This window comes from Aminobacter sp. 01T433 (assembly GCF_056398585.1).
In genome coordinates, this window is sequence record NZ_JBFTPR010000004.1 from 251,604 (window position 1) to 269,642 (window position 18,039).

Sequence of the window (18,039 nt, forward strand, 5' to 3'; positions counted from 1 at the left end):
GCAGGCCGCGCCCCTTGCAGGACGGAATGCGGATCATCCGCGGGATTTGAGGCGCTATGGCAAAGCTTAAGGTCGACGGGAAAGAGATTTCGGTACCCGACCACTATACGCTGCTGCAGGCTGCGGAAGAGGCTGGCGCGGAAGTGCCGCGCTTCTGCTTCCATGAGCGGCTGTCGATCGCCGGCAATTGCCGCATGTGCCTTGTCGAGGTGAAGGGCGGACCGCCCAAGCCGGCGGCATCCTGCGCCATGGGCGTGCGTGATCTGCGCCCCGGCCCGAACGGCGAAACGCCTGAGATTTTCACCAACACGCCGATGGTCAAGAAGGCCCGCGAAGGCGTGATGGAGTTCTTGCTCATCAACCACCCGCTCGACTGCCCGATCTGCGATCAGGGCGGCGAATGCGACCTGCAGGACCAGGCGATGGCCTTCGGCCTCGACGGTTCGCGCTACAATGAAAACAAGCGCGCGGTCGAAGACAAGAATATCGGCCCGCTGGTCAAGACGATCATGACGCGCTGCATCCACTGCACGCGCTGCGTTCGCTTTACCACTGAAGTGGCCGGTATTTCCGAGCTCGGCCTGATCGGCCGCGGCGAAGACGCCGAGATCACCACCTATCTCGAACAGGCAATGACCTCCGAGTTGCAGGGCAATGTCATCGACCTGTGCCCGGTTGGTGCCTTGACCTCGAAGCCCTATGCCTTCCAGGCGCGTCCGTGGGAGCTGACCAAGACCGAATCCATCGACGTGATGGACGCGGTCGGTTCGGCCATCCGCGTCGACACGCGTGGCCGCGAAGTGATGCGCATTATGCCGCGCATCAACGAGCAGGTGAACGAGGAGTGGATATCCGACAAGACCCGTTTCATCTGGGACGGGCTGCGCACCCAGCGCCTCGACCGGCCTTACGTCCGCAAGGACGGCAAGCTGGCAGTGACGACTTGGCCAGAAGCCTTCGCTGCCATCAAGGAAGCTGTCGCCAAGACCTCGGCTGATCGTATCGGCGCCATTGCCGGCGATCTTGCCACGGCAGAAGAAATGTACGCGCTCAAGCAGCTGATCTCCTCGCTTGGCTCGAACAATATCGACTGCCGCCAGGATGGTGCAGCGCTCGATCCCTCGCTCGGCCGCGCAAGCTACATCTTCAACCCGACCATCGAAGGCATCGAGCAGGCCGACGCCATCCTCATCATCGGCGCCAATCCGCGCTTCGAGGCTTCGGTGCTTAACGCCCGCATCCGCAAGCATTGGCGCGCCGCCAATGTGCCGGTCGCCGTCATCGGCGAGATCGGCGATACGCGCTACGAATACGAACAGCTAGGTTCGGGCCCGGATACGCTCAAGGATCTGGCCGAAGGCAATGGCAAGTTCTTCTCGGTTCTCAAGAAGGCGACCCATCCGCTGATCATCGTCGGCCAGGGTGCGATCGCGCGTGCCGATGGTGCCGCGGTGCTCGGTCAGGCTGCCAAGCTTGCGACTGCGGTCAATGCCAGCCGTGCCGACTGGAACGGCTTTGCCGTGCTGCACACCGCAGCCGCCCGCGTTGGCGGTCTCGACGTCGGCTTCGTGCCGGGCGAGGGGGGCAAGAACGTTGCCGGCATGCTCGGCGAGACCGACGTGCTGTTCCTGCTCGGTGCCGACGAGCTCGACCTGAGCAAGGCCGACGGCGCATTCGTTGTCTATATCGGCACGCATGGCGATACCGGCGCACATCGCGCTGACGTCATTTTGCCGGCTGCCGCCTACACCGAGAAGTCGGGCACTTATGTGAACACTGAAGGTCGTGTGCAGCAGACTGGCCGCGCCGGCTTCGCGCCTGGCGATGCCAAGGAGGACTGGGCGATCCTCAGGGCGCTGTCCGACATGCTCGGCCACAAGCTGCCCTTCGATTCCCTGTCGCAGCTGCGTGCCAAGCTTTATCAGGAGCATCCGCATCTCGCCCGTATCGACGAGATCGATGCCGGCAACAGTGACGACATTGCCAAGGTTGCCAAGCTTGGTGGCCGGCTGAACAAGGGCGCCTTCACCTCTGTCGTGAAGGACTTCTATCTCACCAATCCGATCGCACGTGCGTCGGCGGTGATGGCCGAGTGTTCGGCACTGGCCAAAAATGGCTTCAAGCAGGCGGCGGAGTAAAGGCTGTCATGGATACCTTTTTCTCCTTCTACGTCCTGCCGGCGCTGATTATTCTGCTGAAGTCGGTCGTTCTGATCGTCGTTCTGCTGATTTTCGTCGCCTACATCCTTTATGCCGATCGCAAGATCTGGGCTGCCGTACAGCTGCGCCGCGGTCCGAACGTCGTCGGCCCCTGGGGCCTGCTGCAGGCATTCGCCGATCTTTTGAAGTTCGTCTTCAAGGAACCGATTATTCCGTCCGGTTCCAACAAGGGCGTGTTCCTGCTCGCTCCTGTGGTTTCGGCGGTGCTTGCGATCTCGGCATGGGCGGTGATCCCGGTCAGCGAAGGCTGGGCGATCGCCAACATCAATGTAGGCATCCTCTATGTCTTCGCCATCTCCTCGCTTGAGGTCTATGGCGTGATCATGGGCGGCTGGGCGTCGAACTCGAAATATCCGTTCCTCGGCGCGCTGCGTTCGGCGGCTCAGATGGTGTCTTATGAAGTCTCGATCGGCTTCGTCATCGTCTGCGTGCTGCTCACCGCCGGCTCGCTCAACCTGACCGACATCGTGTTGTCGCAGGGCGATGGCATCGGCACGCGGCTCGGACTGCCCAACACGTTCCTCGACTGGAACTGGCTCGCGCTGTTCCCGATGTTCGTAATCTTCTTCATCTCGGCGCTGGCCGAGACGAACCGGCCACCCTTCGACCTGGTCGAAGCCGAGTCGGAACTCGTCGCCGGTCACATGATCGAATATTCGTCGACGCCGTTCTTGCTGTTCTTCCTCGGCGAGTATGTCGCGATCGTTTTGATGTGCGCGCTCACGACGATCCTGTTCCTCGGCGGATGGCTGCCGCCCTTCGACTTCGCGCCCTTTACTTGGGTGCCTGGCGTGATCTGGTTCGTGCTCAAGGTCTGCATGGTGTTCTTCATGTTCGCCATGGTGAAGTCCTTCGTGCCGCGTTACCGCTATGATCAGCTGATGCGTCTGGGCTGGAAGGTGTTCCTGCCGATTTCGCTGGCGATGGTCGTCATTACCGCCGCCTTCCTCAAGCTTACGGGAATGGCATAATGTCCGCGCTAGCCCAAGCCGCCAAATCACTGCTTTTGCAGGACTTCGTCGGCGCCTTCTTCCTTTCCATGCGCCAGTTTTTCGCGCCCAAGGCGACGCTGAACTATCCGCATGAAAAGGGTCCGGTCAGCCCGCGCTTCCGTGGCGAGCATGCTTTGCGCCGTTATCCCAATGGCGAAGAGCGCTGCATTGCCTGCAAGCTGTGCGAAGCGATCTGCCCGGCGCAGGCCATCACCATCGAGGCCGGCCCGCGCCGCAATGACGGCACCCGCCGCACGGTGCGCTACGACATCGACATGGTGAAGTGCATCTATTGCGGCTTTTGCCAGGAAGCCTGCCCGGTCGACGCCATCGTCGAGGGGCCGAACTTCGAATTCGCGACGGAAACGCGCGAGGAGCTTTACTACGACAAGGACAAGCTGCTTGCGAATGGCGACCGGTGGGAGCGCGAGATCGCGCGCAACATCGCGATGGATTCGCCTTATCGCTGAGGCTTGAACAATGGACGGGCCAAGCCGGCTCGTCTAAGGAACGCGCGACCTGCACCGGAGGCGGAGCAAGGACGTGAACAGGGCAGGGCGCAAAGGCGTACTGCCCGAAAGGAAAACCGGGGGAACCCATGCTCAACGGACTTGAAGCGGTATTTTTCTACCTCTTCGCCTTCATCGCGGTGGCGTCGGCCTTCATGGTCATTTCGGCGCGCAACCCGGTTCACTCGGTGCTCTACCTGATCCTGACGTTCTTCAACGCGGCGGGTCTGTTCCTTTTGACCGGTGCCGAGTTCCTGGCGATGATCCTGCTCGTCGTTTATGTCGGCGCGGTGGCGGTGCTGTTTTTGTTCGTCGTCATGATGCTCGACGTCGACTTTGCCGAATTCAAGTCGGGCGCTCTTCAATATGCGCCGATCGGAGCATTCGTCGGCCTGATCCTGGCCGCCGAGTTGATCGTGGTCACAGGCGGCTATGCCTTCGCGCCGAAGCTCGGATCAGCAGTGGCCCAGCCCACGCCTGATATCGCCACGCGCCACAACACGGCAGCGCTCGGCGACATCCTCTACACAAACTACATCTACTTCTTCCAGATCGCTGGCCTCGTGCTTCTGGTCGCCATGATTGGCGCGATCGTCTTGACGCTGCGCCATAAGCCAAACGTCAAGCGCCAGAACATCTCGGCCCAGGTCGCCCGCACGCCGGCTACTGCGATCGAGGTCAAGAAGGTCGAGACGGGCAAGGGAATCTGACCATGGTTGTCGGCATCGCGCATTATCTCACGCTATCGGCGGTCATGTTCACGCTTGGCGTGTTCGGCATCTTCCTGAACCGCAAGAACGTCATCGTCATCTTGATGTCGATCGAACTGATCCTGCTTGCGGTCAATATCAATTTCGTGGCGTTTTCGGCCCAGCTCGGCGATCTCGTCGGCCAGGTGTTTGCGCTGTTCGTGCTGACGGTCGCCGCCGCCGAAGCGGCAATCGGGCTTGCCATTCTGGTCGTATTCTTCCGTAACCGCGGCTCCATCGCGGTCGAAGACGTGAACATGATGAAGGGCTGACGGGACAAAAATGTATCAGCTAATCGTCTTCCTTCCGCTTCTCGGTTTCCTGATCGCCGGCCTGTTTGGCCGTTCGATCGGAGCGAAGGCATCCGAATACATCACTTCCGGCCTGCTGGTCGTGTCGGCCGTCCTGTCCTGGGTCGCCTTCATCAAGGTGGGCTTTGGCGATGTGCAAGCCTTCACCGTGCCGGTGCTGCGCTTCCTCGATGTTGGGCCCGTGCAGGCCGACTGGGCACTGCGCATCGACACGCTGACGGTGGTCATGCTGGTCGTGGTCAACACGGTGTCGGCGCTCGTTCACATCTACTCGATCGGCTACATGCATCACGACCCGCATCGGCCGCGCTTCTTCGCTTATCTGTCGCTGTTCACCTTCGCCATGCTGATGCTGGTGACGTCGGACAACCTCGTCCAGATGTTCTTCGGCTGGGAAGGGGTGGGCCTCGCGTCCTACCTGCTGATCGGTTTCTGGTACAAAAAGCCGTCGGCCAATGCCGCCGCCATCAAGGCCTTCGTGGTCAACCGCGTCGGCGACTTCGGCTTCCTGCTTGGCATCTTCGGCCTGTTCGTATTGTTCGGTTCGGTCGAATTGAGCACGATCTTTGCAAGTGCTGCGACCTATCTGCCGGCTGAAGGCGCTGCCGAGCATGGTGAAACCGTATTGACGTTCCTCGGCTATGCGCTCGACAAGCACAGCGCGCTGACGGTCGTGTGCCTGCTGCTGTTCATGGGCGCGATGGGCAAGTCGGCGCAGGTGCCGCTGCACACCTGGCTGCCGGACGCCATGGAGGGCCCGACGCCTGTGTCGGCCCTGATCCATGCCGCAACGATGGTTACCGCCGGCGTGTTCATGCTGGCGCGCCTGTCGCCGGTGTTCGAGCTGTCGCACTCGGCCCTGACGGTCGTGACCTTCATCGGTGCGTTCACCGCCTTCTTTGCGGCAACCGTCGGCCTGGTCCAGAACGACATCAAGCGCGTCATCGCCTATTCGACCTGCTCGCAGCTCGGCTACATGTTCGTGGCACTTGGCTTGGGCTTCTACTCGGCGGCGATCTTCCATCTGTTCACGCACGCTTTCTTCAAGGCGCTGCTGTTCCTGGGTTCGGGTTCGGTCATCCATGCCGTTTCCGACGAGCAGGACATGCGCAAGATGGGCGGCCTCAGGAAGCTGATCCCGACCACCTACTGGATGATGGTCATCGGCACGCTGGCGCTGACTGGCGTTGGTATCCCGGCGACGATCATCGGCACGGCCGGCTTCTTCTCCAAGGATGCCATCATCGAAGGCGCGTTCGTCGGCCACAATGCGGTCGCAGGTTTTGCCTTCGCGATGCTCGTCATCGCCGCCTGCTTCACCAGCTTCTATTCGTGGCGTCTGATTTTCATGACCTTCCACGGCAAGCCTCGCGCGACAGCCGACGTCATGCACCATGTGCATGAATCGCCGCCGGTGATGCTGGTGCCGCTGTTCATCCTGGCTGTCGGCGCGCTGTTTGCGGGCGTCATGTTCCACGACTACTTCATTGGCGAAGCCTATGCGGAGTTCTGGAAGGGCGCACTGTTCACGCTCGACACCAATCACATCCTGCACGATTTCCATAGCGTGCCGATGTGGGTGAAGCTCGCGCCGTTCGCGGCAATGATCGGCGGTTTCGCCATGGCCTACCTTTTCTACATCCGCTCGCCGGAGATGCCGAAGGTACTGGCCGAGCGCCATCGCGGGCTCTACGCCTTCCTGCTCAACAAGTGGTACTTCGATGAGCTTTACGACTTCTTGTTCGTCCGCCCGGCCAAGTGGCTCGGCCGCTTCCTGTGGAAGACCGGCGATGGCAAGGTGATCGACGGCTTTGGCGCCGACGGCATCTCTGCCCGCGTCGTCGACGTGACCAACCGTGTCGTCAAGCTGCAGACCGGTTACCTCTACCACTACGCTTTCGCTATGCTGATCGGCGTGGCGGCCCTCGTTACCTGGATGATGCTCGGGAGCTCCTTCTGATGTCTGGCGTTCCCATTCTGTCGCTAGTCACCTTCCTGCCGCTGGTCGGCGCGTTCCTGATCCTTCTGATCAGGGACGATGGTGACGCTGCGCGCCGCAATATCCGCAACGTAGCCTTGCTGACCACGGTGTTCACCTTCGCGGTGTCGCTGCTGATCTGGATCTATTTCGACAACACGGAAGCTGGCTTCCAGTTCGTCGAGAAGGCCGCCTGGCTCGACTCCGGCATTTCCTACCATCTGGGCGTGGACGGCATTTCGATGCTGTTCGTCATCCTGACGACCTTCCTGATGCCGCTTTGCATCCTGGCAAGCTGGGAGTCGGTGGAAAAGCGCGTCAAGGAATACATGATCGCGTTCCTGATTCTGGAAACGCTGATGATCGGCGTGTTCGTCGCCCTGGACATCGTGCTGTTCTACGTCTTCTTTGAAGCCGTGCTGATCCCGATGTTCATCATCATCGGCGTTTGGGGCGGCAAGCGCCGCGTCTATGCCAGCTTCAAGTTCTTCCTGTTCACGCTGCTCGGTTCGGTGCTGATGCTGCTCGCTGTCATGGCGATGTTCTGGCAGGCCGGCACGACCGATATCCCGACGCTTCTGGCGCACGACTTCCCGGCCAACATGCAGACTTGGCTGTGGCTCGCCTTCTTCGCATCGTTTGCGGTGAAGATGCCGATGTGGCCGGTCCACACCTGGCTGCCCGACGCGCACGTCGAAGCGCCGACGGCAGGCTCGGTCATCCTGGCCGGCATCCTGCTGAAGATGGGTGGTTACGGCTTCCTGCGCTTTTCGCTGCCGATGTTCCCGCTGGCGTCCGAGTTCTTCGCGCCGATGGTCTTCGCTCTTTCGGTCATCGCCATCGTCTACACCTCGCTGGTGGCGCTGATGCAGGAGGATATGAAGAAGCTGATCGCTTATTCGTCGGTTGCCCATATGGGCTACGTGACCATGGGCATCTTCGCGATGAACGAGACGGGCGTGCAGGGGGCGATCTTCCAGATGCTCAGCCACGGCTTGATTTCGGGCGCGCTGTTTCTCTGCGTCGGTGTCGTTTACGACCGCATGCATACCCGTGAGATCTCGGCCTATGGCGGCTTGGTCAACAACATGCCGAAATACGCCGTCGCCTTCCTGATCTTCACCATGGCCAATGTCGGTCTTCCCGGCACTAGCGGTTTCATCGGTGAGTTCCTGACGCTGTTCGGCATCTTCCAGGTCAACACCTGGGTAGCGTTGATCGCGGCCACCGGCGTGATCCTGTCGGCTGCCTACGCACTGTGGCTCTACCGCCGCGTGGTGTTCGGCGCGCTGACCAAGGAAAGCCTGAAGGGTCTGTTCGACCTGTCGGGCCGCGAGAAGGCAGTGCTCTACCCGCTGATCATCCTGGTCATCTTCTACGGTGTCTATCCGACGCCGGTGTTCGACGTCACGACCGCTTCGGTCAAGGCGCTGATCAACAACGTAACCGTATCGATCGACGCCGCGCAGACCGCGGCGGCGAACTGACAGGGGTTTTGCGAACCATGACGCCCGAACTCCTTTCGAGCCTCTCGCTCTCCATGCCGGAGCTGATCATCGCCGTCGGCGCGCTGGCGCTATTGATGGTGGGTGTGTTTTCCGGCGAGCGCGCCAACTCGACCGTGACCGGCCTTGCCGTCGCGCTGCTCATTGCAGCCGGCGCCTGGATGCTGGTGTTCGGGCATGACGGGGCGGGCTACGGCACGGCCTTCATCTCCGATCCGTTCGCCCGGTTCATGAAAGTTCTGACGCTGCTCGGTGCGGTGGTGACGTTGATCATGTCGGTCGGTTTCGCCAAGGCCGAGAAATTCGACAAGTTCGAGTTTCCCGTGCTGGTCCTGCTGGCGACGCTCGGCATGCTGCTGATGATCTCGGCCAACGACATGCTGGCGCTCTATCTCGGGCTAGAGTTGCAGTCGCTTGCGCTCTACGTCATCGCTGCGATCAACCGCGACAACGTGCGTTCGACCGAAGCTGGTCTGAAGTATTTCGTTCTCGGCGCCCTGTCGTCAGGCATGCTGCTTTACGGTATCAGCCTCGTTTACGGCTACACCGGCCACACTTCGTTCGAGGCGATTGCCGCAGCTCTTGGCGATGGCGAACGTCAGCTCGGTCTGGTCTTTGGCCTGGTGTTCGTGCTTGCCGGCCTGTGCTTCAAGATTTCGGCGGTGCCGTTCCACATGTGGACACCCGACGTCTACGAAGGTGCACCGACGCCGGTGACGGCGTTCTTCGCTGCTGCCCCCAAGATGGCGGCGATGGCATTGATCGTGCGTGTCACCATGGGGGCGTTCGAGCCGATCGGCAGCGACTGGCAGCAGATCATCGTCTTCATCTCCATCGCCTCGATGCTGCTGGGGTCGTTTGCGGCGATCGGCCAGAAAAACATCAAGCGTCTGATGGCCTATTCGTCGATCGGTCACATGGGCTATGCGCTGGTTGGCCTCGCCGCCAACAGCGAGGCTGGCGTGCGCGGCGTGGTCATCTACATGCTGATCTATCTGGTGATGACGCTCGGCACCTTCGCCTTCATCCTCGCCATGCGCCGCAAGGACGGCAATGTCGAACAGATCAGCGATCTCGCCGGCCTGTCCTCGACCAATCCGATGATGGCGACGATCCTGACCATCCTGATGTTCTCGCTGGCCGGCATCCCGCCGCTCGCGGGCTTCTGGGGGAAGTGGTACGTGTTCCTCGCGGCGATCGACGCAAAGCTCTACGCGCTGGCGGTGATCGGCATGCTGGCCTCGGTTGTGGGCGCCTACTATTACCTGCGCATCATCAAGATCATGTGGTTCGATGAGCCGGTCGGCGGTTTCCAGCCGATGGCGGGCGAGCTTCGCCTCGTGCTCGGCCTGTCCGGCGCGTTCGTGCTTTTCTACGTGCTGATTGGCGGTCCGGTCGGGCAGATGGCGGAAGCTGCTGCCAAGACATTCTTCTGACGGTATGGGGTTCCAACTCGCACCGACCGCAAGTGCTGACGGCTTTCGCCTGGAAGCCCACGACGCGGTAGGGTCGACAAATGCACTGGCGCTGGAGCGGGCTCTGGCAGGCGACCCGGGCAAGCTCTGGGTCGTTTCCAAGAAGCAGGAAAGCGGGCGGGGTCGGCGTGGCCGCGTCTGGGCGACGCCCGAAGGCAATCTCGCCGCCACCTTGCTCAAGGTTCTCGACCACGATCTGCAATATGCAGCGACGCTTGGTTTTGTTGCAGGCCTCGCACTTGCCGATGCACTCGATGCGGTGGCGCCCAACGCCCGGTTTTCGGTCGGCGTGGACGGCGGCAGCGGGCAGGGCGTCAAGCGCTTCGAGCTGAAATGGCCGAACGATGTTTTGGCATCCGGCGCAAAGCTTGCCGGCATCCTGCTTGAATCGACCTTGCTCGGGCAAGGGAGGTTGGCGATAGCGATCGGCATCGGCGTCAATGTCGTGGCTCATCCGACCGACGTGCCATATCCTGCGACCTCGCTTGCCAGCCTTGGTGCCGGGGTTGATGCAGAGACTTTGTTCCTGGCGCTCTCCGATGCCTGGAGCGAAAACGAACGCATCTGGGCCGAAGGCCGGGGATTGGCCGGTATCCGCAAGCGCTGGCTTGCGCGCGCTGCCGGTCTTGGCAGCGAAGTCGCTGTGCGGATCGAGGGAAATGTGGTGCGCGGCGTCTTCGAGACCATCGACGAGGATTGCCGCTTCGTGATCCGTGACGCTAAAGGTGAAACGGTAAAGATCGCCGCTGGCGATGTACATTTCGGCGCGGTCGCTTCGGCCGGCGCGGCCTGACAGGCCTGAAAGGATTTCTAGGATGGCGAAAGCGGAAAACGCTGAGCTCGTATTCGTGCCGCTAGGCGGCGTCGGCGAGATCGGCATGAACTTCGCTCTCTATGGCTTCGGCCCGGCGAATGCGCGCGAGTGGATCATCATCGACGTTGGCGTGACCTTCCCAGATGCGACCCTTCCCGGCGTCGACCTTGTGCTGCCCGACACCCGCTTCATCGAAGAAGAGCTGAAGAACCTCCGCGGCATCATCATCACGCATGCGCACGAGGATCACTACGGCGCGCTGCACGACACCTGGCCGAAGCTGAAGGCACCGGTCTGGATGACGCCGTTCGCGGCCGGGTTGCTCGAAGCAAAGCGCCAGTCGGAACAGGGCGCACCGAAAATTCCGGTGACCATCTATCGTGCTGGCGAAAGATTCACAGTCGGGCCGTTCGAGATCGAGGCGATTGCGGTCAGCCACTCGATCCCCGAGCCGGTTTCGCTGGCGATCACCACCCCTGCCGGTACCGTGATCCACACCGGCGACTGGAAGATCGACCCGGCCCCCGAAATCGGGCCCATGATCGATGAGGCGCGTTTCCGCGCCTATGGCGACAAGGGCGTTCTGGCGCTGATCTGCGATTCCACCAACGCGTTGCGCGAGGGCGACTCGCCGTCCGAACAGCAGGTCGGCCAGGGCCTGCGCAAGGTCATCGAAGAAGCCAAGGGCCGCGTTGCCGTCACCACCTTCTCGTCCAATGTCGGCCGTATCCGTTCCATCGCGGAAGCCGCGCGCGACGCCGGCCGCCAGGTGCTGGTCATGGGCCGTTCGCTCAAGCGCGTCATCGACGTGTCGACCGAGCTCGGCTACATGGACGGGCTGCCGGAATTCGTCTCCGAAGACGACTATGGCTACATTCCGCGCGAAAACCTTGTCGTGATCTGCACCGGCAGCCAGGGCGAGCCGCGTGCGGCACTGGCCAAGCTGGCGCGCGACGAGATGAAGTCGGTGGCACTGTCGCCTGGCGACACCGTCGTTTTCTCATCGCGAACGATTCCCGGCAATGAGAAGGCGATCCTCGAGATCAAGAACCAGCTCATCGACCAGGGCATCAAGATCATCGAGGACGGCGATGCGTTGGTCCACGTCTCTGGCCACCCGCGCCGCAGCGAACTCAAGCGCATGTATGAATGGGTTCGTCCGCGCATCGGCGTGCCGGTGCATGGCGAAGCTGCCCATCTTGTCGGCCAAGGCTCCTTGATGTCGATGTCGGGCATTCCCGAAGTGGCGCAGATACGCGACGGTGACATGCTTAGGCTCTGGCCGGGTGCCGCAGAGATCATCGACCAGGTGCCGTTCGGGCGCGTCTACAAGGACGGCAAGCTGATCGGCTCCGACGAGGCGATGGGCATCCGCGACCGGCGCAAGCTGTCTTTTGCCGGCCATGTTGCCGTTAATGTAGTGCTCGACGACAAGTATGAATTGTCGGGCGATCCGGATCTGGTGGCGATCGGCGTCGCCGAAGCAGATGCTGGCGGCGAGGCGCTCGAGGAATTGATGCTCGATGCGGCAATAGGCGCCGTGGACTCCATACCCCGTGCGCGCCGAAAAGACCTCGACCTGGTTCAGGAGGCCGTACGTCGCGCAGTGCGCGGGGCGGCCAACGAAGCCTGGGGCAAGAAACCGCTGGTGACGGTGTTCGTCACCCGCTGAGGGCAGGACCTGATATGCTCGGACGTCTCAATCACGTCGCCATTGCCGTGCCGGACCTGGCGGCTGCGAGCGCTGTCTATCGCGACACGCTCGGCGCCAAGGTGACCGAGCCGCAGGCACTGCCCGAGCACGGCGTGACTGTCGTCTTCATCGATGTCGGCAACACCAAGATCGAACTGCTCGAGCCACTCGGCGAGGGCTCGCCGATTGCGGCGTTCTTGGCAAAGAGCCCGTCGGGCGGCATGCATCATGTCTGCTATGAGGTCGACGACATCCTGGCGGCGCGCGACCACCTCAAGGCGTCGGGCGCGCGCGTGCTCGGCGACGGCAGCCCGAAGATCGGGGCGCATGGCAAGCCTGTGCTGTTTCTCCACCCCAAGGATTTCCAGGGAACACTGGTCGAATTGGAGCAGGCATGACCTGGATTTCGCTCGCCGCGATGTATTTCGTCTTCTGGTGGCTGACTTTGTTCGCCATCCTGCCTTTCGGCGTCAAGACGCAGGACGAAGCTCATGATGTAGTGCCAGGGACCGAGGCGAGCGCGCCACGTGGGCCGCATATGCTACGCGCCATGCTATGGACGACCCTGGTAACAGCTCTCTTGATTGGCGCGTTTTATGCCGTAACCAAAGGGTTGGGCTACAGTTTCGACGATTTTCCGCAGTTCATCCCCGAGATCAAATGACGCATTCCAGAGCTTAGGGAACGCGGCTAAGGTCGTTTCTTAGGCGCGTGTGGCAAGCTGTTGTTTGGCCAAAAAAAATGCAAGGCACAAGGCCTTGCAATTAAACGCGTCCGACCTGCTTTCCGGTAACCGGCGGCAGCGAGTTATCGCGCCTAGATCGCATCCTCCCAAGACTTTGACCGCGTAGGAGAGCGGATTTATTCTCCACCCTCTCGGTTATCGAGGCACATTAGACTAACCGGAAATGGAATGTCACGCGGAATTTTGCTTCTGAGCGGGCAATCCTGTGCTGCAATGCACAATTGACGTGCATATGCTGCCCATCAACCAGTCAGGGTATTGTGACGCTGCGTCGAAACGGACTGCGCGGGTTTCCATTCGGCCTTGAAATGGCTATGAAGCGCGTTCAAGCAAGCCTCTTTCTCGTGCCGATTCCGGCATCATCGTTTTCATGGAACACTCGATGCGTCTGTCGCGCTATTTCCTGCCCATTCTGAAAGAAAATCCCCGCGAGGCGGACATCATTTCCCACCGGCTGATGCTGCGTGCTGGCATGATCCGACAGCAGGGCGCCGGCAGTTTCTCGTGGCTGCCACTGGGCAAGCGGGTGCTCGACAAGATCTGCCGGATCGTGCGCGAAGAGCAGGACCGGGCCGGTGCGCTCGAAATCCTGATGCCGACCATCCAATCGGCAGATTTGTGGCGCGAAAGCGGTCGCTACGACGACTACGGCAAGGAAATGCTGCGCATCAAGGATCGCCACGAGCGCGACATGCTGTTTGGCCCGACCAACGAAGAAATGGTCACGGAAATCTTCCGGTCCTACGTCAAGTCGTACAAGGATCTGCCGCTCAACCTCTACCACATCCAGTGGAAATTCCGCGACGAGGTGCGCCCACGCTTCGGCGTCATGCGTTCCCGCGAATTCCTGATGAAGGATGCCTATTCCTTCGACCTCGACTTCGACGGCGCCAAGGCCGCCTACAACAGGATGTTCGTCTCTTATCTCCGCACCTTCACGCGGATGGGCCTGCAGGCGATCCCGATGCGCGCCGACACCGGCCCGATCGGCGGCGACCTCAGCCACGAATTCATCATCCTGGCCGAAACCGGCGAAAGCCAGGTGTTCTGCCACCGCGATTATCTTGGCCTGCCGGTGCCTGGCGCTGCGACCGACTTCGCCAATGACGGCGAGATCGACGGCATCGTCAAGCAATGGACGACGCCTTACGCGGCGACCGAAGAAATGCACGACGAAGCTGCCTGGGCCGCGGTGCCCGAAACTGACAAGGTTTCGGCGCGCGGCATCGAGGTTGGCCATATCTTCCATTTCGGCGAGAAATATTCAAAGCCGATGGGCGCCAAGGTCATGGGCCCCGACGGCAAGGAGCATTTCGTGTCGATGGGCTCTTATGGCATCGGGCCGAGCCGCCTGATCGCTGCGATCATCGAGGCAAGCCATGACGAGAACGGCATCATCTGGCCGGAGGCCGTGGCACCCTTCGACATCGGCCTGATCAACATGAAGGTCGGCGACAGCGAATGCGACCGCATCTGCGACGAGTTCTACAAGACGTTCGAAGCGGCGGGCAAGGACGTGCTCTATGACGACACTGACCAGCGCGCCGGCGGCAAATTCGCTACCGCCGACCTGATTGGCCTGCCATGGCAGGTGATCGTTGGCCCGCGTGGCGCGGCAGCCGGCGAGGTCGAGATCAAGAACCGCAAGACCGGCGAGCGCGAGACGATGCCGGTGGCGCAGGCACTGGCCAAACTGGGCGTCAAGGCATGAACCAAGTGGTGGCGGCGAAACCGGCGGGCGCAGGGCCTTTTTCGGTGTTCGAGCGCATGGTGGCATGGCGCTACCTGCGTTCGAAGCGCAAGGAGACGGTGATTTCCGTCATCGCTTCGATTTCTTTCCTCGGCATCATGCTGGGTGTTGCCACGCTGATCGTGGTGATGGCGGTGATGAACGGCTTTCGCGCCGAGCTTCTGACCCGCATTCTCGGCGTCAACGGCCATCTGATCGCGACGCCGATCGACACGCCGCTTGAGGATTACGCGGCGGTGGCCGACCGTATCAATGGCGTTTCCGGCGTCAAATACGCAATCCCCCTGGTCGAAGGCCAGGTGCTGGCCCAAGGCAATGTCGGTGCGGGTGCCGGCGCCTTGGTGCGTGGTATCAGAGGCAGTGACCTCGGCAAGGTGACGCTGGTCGCCAACAACATCAAGCAGGGCTCCATCGTCGGTTTCGACAACGGCGAGGGCGTGGTCATCGGTAAGCGCATGGCCGAGAATATGGGCCTGGTGCTGGGCGATTCCATCCGGCTTGTCTCGCCCGACGGCGACGTGACGCCGATGGGCACGACGCCGCGCGTCAAGGCCTATCCGATCGTTGGCATCTTCGAAGTCGGCATGTCCGAATACGATACGTCGATCCTCTTCATGCCGCTCAACGAGGCTCAGCTCTATTTCAATTCCGAAGGCAAGGTCGGGTCGATCGAGATCTATGTCGACAATCCCGACGATGTCGACGCGCTGAGGACCAAGGTCGAGGAGGCGGCACAACGGCCGATCTTCCTGACCGACTGGCGACAACGCAACCAGACCTTCTTCTCTGCACTGCAGGTCGAGCGCAATGTCATGTTCATGATCCTGACGCTGATCGTGCTGGTCGCGGCCCTCAACATCATTTCGGGCCTGATCATGCTGGTGAAGGACAAGAGCCACGATATCGCCATCTTGCGTACGATGGGCGCGACGCGTGGTGCGGTGATGCGCATCTTCCTGATGACCGGTGCTGCCATCGGCATGACCGGCACCATTGCGGGTGTGCTGCTCGGTGTCGTGATCTGCCTCAATGTCGAACGCATCAGGCAGTTCTTCTCCTGGCTGTCCGGCACCGTTCTGTTCAATCCGGAGCTCTATTTCCTGTCCCAGCTGCCGGCCAAGATGAATGTCAGCGAAACTGTCTCGGTGGTGCTGATGGCGCTTGTACTGTCGTTCCTCGCGACCCTGTTTCCGGCATGGCGGGCGGCAACGCTCGATCCGGTCGACGCGCTGAGGTACGAATAAATGGGCATCGAGCACGTTATCGAGCTCAAGGGCGTTGAACGCCATTATGAGCAGGGCTCGCGCAAGCTGACGATCCTCAACAACGCCAATTTTTCGCTGAAGCCTGGCGAGATGGTGGCGCTGGTGGCGCCATCCGGCGCTGGCAAGTCGACGCTGCTGCATACGGCTGGCCTGCTCGAGCGCCCTGACGCCGGCGATGTCTTCTTGAACGGCCGCGCATGCGGGCGCCTGTCGGACGACGAGCGCACCGCGATCCGCCGCAACGACGTCGGGTTCGTCTATCAGTTCCATCACTTGCTGCCTGAATTCTCCGCGCTGGAGAATGTGATGATGCCGCAGCTGGTGAAGGGCCTGAGCCCGGCCCAAGCGAGCGAGCGGGCAGAACAGCTGCTCGACTATATGAAGATCGGCAAGCGCGCCCTGCATCGCCCCTCGGAACTTTCCGGCGGCGAACAGCAGCGAGTGGCGATCGCGCGCGCGGTGGCCAATGCTCCGCTCGTCCTTTTGGCCGATGAGCCGACCGGCAATCTGGATCCGGTGACGGCGGGTTATGTCTTTGATGCGCTGTCGGCACTTGTCCGCCAGTCGGGCCTGGCAGCACTGATCGCCACGCATAACCACGAGCTTGCATCGCGCATGGACCGCCGCGTCACGCTCTCCGAAGGCAAGATCGTCGCGCTGCGCTAGCGGCGGCGCGACAGGGCGCCACCACGCCTGCCTGGCATCGCGGCCAGGCAAACCGGTGTTCCAGGTTCAATCGATCGCAACCACCGCTGAAGTGCGTTTGTTAACGCGCTGGGGCCTGACTGCGCTCGCATAAACGCTTCATTTACTGTCGATTCGCTTGCGGCGGGCGCCTGCGCCCGAATGCAATGGCGTGCGTTGACATCTGAACAGAAATAGAACAAAATGAGAACATATTAAAAACAGGAGCAACAGATGACCGAGCTGGTACAGGATGTCATTTCGATGGTCTGCATGAGCACCTTCCTCGTCACCATGGCGATGTGGATCGGCGCACTCTGATTTGAGCGCTTGTTGGGGACCTTCCTTTTTTGATGGAATTCTCAACCAATGAACAATGAGGCACCGGGTCTATCCCGATGCCGGAATGGATTGGGTGCCATGGGCCGCAGCCAATAGCCGTGACCTCAGGCTGTTTGCCGGATCGACTCAGGGACTGCGCCGGCAGGCCCGAAAATCTCTTCAAAGGCGGCTTTGAGTGCCACGTCGAGGTCGCTCATCGTTACCGGCAGGCCTAGATCGACCAGGCTGGTTACGCCGTGGTCGGTGACACCACAAGGCACGATGCCGGAGAAATGGCCGAGCTCCGGTTCGACATTGATGGCGATGCCGTGGAAGCTCACCCAACGGCGGAGGCGGATGCCGATGGCTGCGATCTTGTCTTCCGCCGCCGAGCCGTCCGGTAGGGCTGGGCGGTCGGGACGGACCACCCAGACACCGACGCGGTCCTCGCGGCGCTCGCCCTTCACGTTGAAGGCCGCAAGCGCCGAGATGATCCAGGCTTCGAGTGCGGCGACGAAGGCGCGGACGTCCTCGCGGCGCCGCTTGAGGTCGAGCATGACATAGGCCACCCGCTGGCCAGGGCCGTGATAGGTGTATTCGCCGCCACGGCCGGTCTTGAACACCGGGAAACGGTCGGGCTCGACCAGATCCTGCTCATGGGCGCTGGTGCCGGCTGTGTAGATCGGCGGGTGCTCGACCAGCCAGACCATTTCACCGGCGGTGCCCTGACGAATCGCATCGGCGCGTGATTCCATGAAGGCGAGTGCCTGATCATAGGGAGTGAGGCCGGGTTCGATTCGCCATTCGACGGGTGCTGAGCCCGGAATGGCGAGAAACGACGTGGCTATCTGGCTGCGGTCGGTCATTTTGGGGGTCCGTTCGTCGACCTGATATGGCGGCTCGGCGCAGAAAGGTCCAGTCCCTGGGCTTTGAAAGCCGGCTATTGCTATGCAGAGCCCATAGTTCCCCTGGGGCATGCAAGAATGATGGACGAATATTGCTTAGGGCGCTTGTCTCCCCGGAAACGAT

Annotated in this window: 16 protein-coding genes; 15 read left to right on the plus strand and 1 reads right to left on the minus strand. The window is 61.3% G+C overall.

The features are described 5' to 3' along the window. Window positions 1-56 precede the first annotated feature (56 nt). The 15 genes from nuoG (at window position 57) to AC1DLV_RS08770 (ending at window position 16,671) form a co-directional block, all read left to right on the plus strand. On the plus strand, window positions 57-2,138 hold the full coding sequence (gene nuoG / locus AC1DLV_RS08700) for an NADH-quinone oxidoreductase subunit NuoG (protein ID WP_476799153.1): 2,082 nt from the start codon (window positions 57-59) through the stop codon (window positions 2,136-2,138). A gap of 8 nt (window positions 2,139-2,146) precedes the next feature. Next, window positions 2,147-3,190, plus strand: coding sequence for an NADH-quinone oxidoreductase subunit NuoH (nuoH, locus tag AC1DLV_RS08705; protein ID WP_476786561.1), 1,044 nt, complete (start codon window positions 2,147-2,149; stop codon window positions 3,188-3,190). Continuing rightward, window positions 3,190-3,681, plus strand: coding sequence for an NADH-quinone oxidoreductase subunit NuoI (nuoI, locus tag AC1DLV_RS08710; protein ID WP_055970601.1), 492 nt, complete (start codon window positions 3,190-3,192; stop codon window positions 3,679-3,681). The genes nuoH and nuoI overlap by 1 nt, the downstream gene beginning before the upstream one ends. Before the next feature lie 128 nt (window positions 3,682-3,809). Next, window positions 3,810-4,430: an NADH-quinone oxidoreductase subunit J gene (locus tag AC1DLV_RS08715; RefSeq protein WP_476799154.1), complete on the plus strand. Its 621-nt coding sequence runs from the start codon at window positions 3,810-3,812 to the stop codon at window positions 4,428-4,430. Window positions 4,431-4,432: 2 nt separating this feature from the next. Further along, window positions 4,433-4,741: an NADH-quinone oxidoreductase subunit NuoK gene (nuoK, locus tag AC1DLV_RS08720; protein WP_269929749.1), complete on the plus strand. Its 309-nt coding sequence runs from the start codon at window positions 4,433-4,435 to the stop codon at window positions 4,739-4,741. A gap of 10 nt (window positions 4,742-4,751) precedes the next feature. Next, window positions 4,752-6,740 (plus strand): NADH-quinone oxidoreductase subunit L, encoded by a 1,989-nt coding sequence (gene nuoL, locus AC1DLV_RS08725; protein WP_476799155.1) that lies wholly within the window; start codon window positions 4,752-4,754, stop codon window positions 6,738-6,740. Beyond that, the gene (locus AC1DLV_RS08730) at window positions 6,740-8,245 is read left to right on the plus strand and encodes an NADH-quinone oxidoreductase subunit M (protein ID WP_476799156.1); all 1,506 of its coding nucleotides are present in this window, start codon (window positions 6,740-6,742) and stop codon (window positions 8,243-8,245) included. Before nuoL ends, AC1DLV_RS08730 begins: the two co-directional genes overlap by 1 nt. A 17-nt stretch (window positions 8,246-8,262) precedes the next feature. Then, window positions 8,263-9,699 (plus strand): NADH-quinone oxidoreductase subunit NuoN, encoded by a 1,437-nt coding sequence (gene nuoN / locus AC1DLV_RS08735; protein ID WP_476799157.1) that lies wholly within the window; start codon window positions 8,263-8,265, stop codon window positions 9,697-9,699. Window positions 9,700-9,703: 4 nt separating this feature from the next. Continuing rightward, window positions 9,704-10,531, plus strand: coding sequence for a biotin--[acetyl-CoA-carboxylase] ligase (locus tag AC1DLV_RS08740; protein ID WP_476836151.1), 828 nt, complete (start codon window positions 9,704-9,706; stop codon window positions 10,529-10,531). A gap of 22 nt (window positions 10,532-10,553) precedes the next feature. Next, a complete protein-coding gene (locus AC1DLV_RS08745; protein ID WP_476799159.1) occupies window positions 10,554-12,224 on the plus strand; it encodes a ribonuclease J in 1,671 nt (556 codons plus the stop codon). Between the two features lie 14 nt (window positions 12,225-12,238). Further along, window positions 12,239-12,643: a methylmalonyl-CoA epimerase gene (mce, locus tag AC1DLV_RS08750; protein WP_476799160.1), complete on the plus strand. Its 405-nt coding sequence runs from the start codon at window positions 12,239-12,241 to the stop codon at window positions 12,641-12,643. Continuing rightward, on the plus strand, window positions 12,640-12,909 hold the full coding sequence (locus AC1DLV_RS08755) for a DUF1467 family protein (protein ID WP_476799161.1): 270 nt from the start codon (window positions 12,640-12,642) through the stop codon (window positions 12,907-12,909). Before mce ends, AC1DLV_RS08755 begins: the two co-directional genes overlap by 4 nt. Window positions 12,910-13,372: 463 nt before the next feature. Then, window positions 13,373-14,701, plus strand: coding sequence for a proline--tRNA ligase (gene proS / locus AC1DLV_RS08760; RefSeq protein ID WP_476799162.1), 1,329 nt, complete (start codon window positions 13,373-13,375; stop codon window positions 14,699-14,701). Beyond that, a complete protein-coding gene (locus AC1DLV_RS08765) occupies window positions 14,698-15,984 on the plus strand; it encodes a lipoprotein-releasing ABC transporter permease subunit (protein WP_476799163.1) in 1,287 nt (428 codons plus the stop codon). The genes proS and AC1DLV_RS08765 overlap by 4 nt, the downstream gene beginning before the upstream one ends. Then, window positions 15,985-16,671 carry an ABC transporter ATP-binding protein gene (locus AC1DLV_RS08770; RefSeq protein WP_476788325.1) on the plus strand — a complete coding sequence of 229 codons (687 nt, stop codon included), beginning with the start codon at window positions 15,985-15,987 and terminating at the stop codon, window positions 16,669-16,671. A gap of 464 nt (window positions 16,672-17,135) precedes the next feature. Here the strand turns inward: AC1DLV_RS08770 and lipB are convergent, their stop codons facing one another. After that, window positions 17,136-17,876 (minus strand): lipoyl(octanoyl) transferase LipB, encoded by a 741-nt coding sequence (gene lipB / locus AC1DLV_RS08775; RefSeq protein ID WP_476799164.1) that lies wholly within the window; start codon window positions 17,874-17,876, stop codon window positions 17,136-17,138. Window positions 17,877-18,039 lie beyond the last annotated feature (163 nt).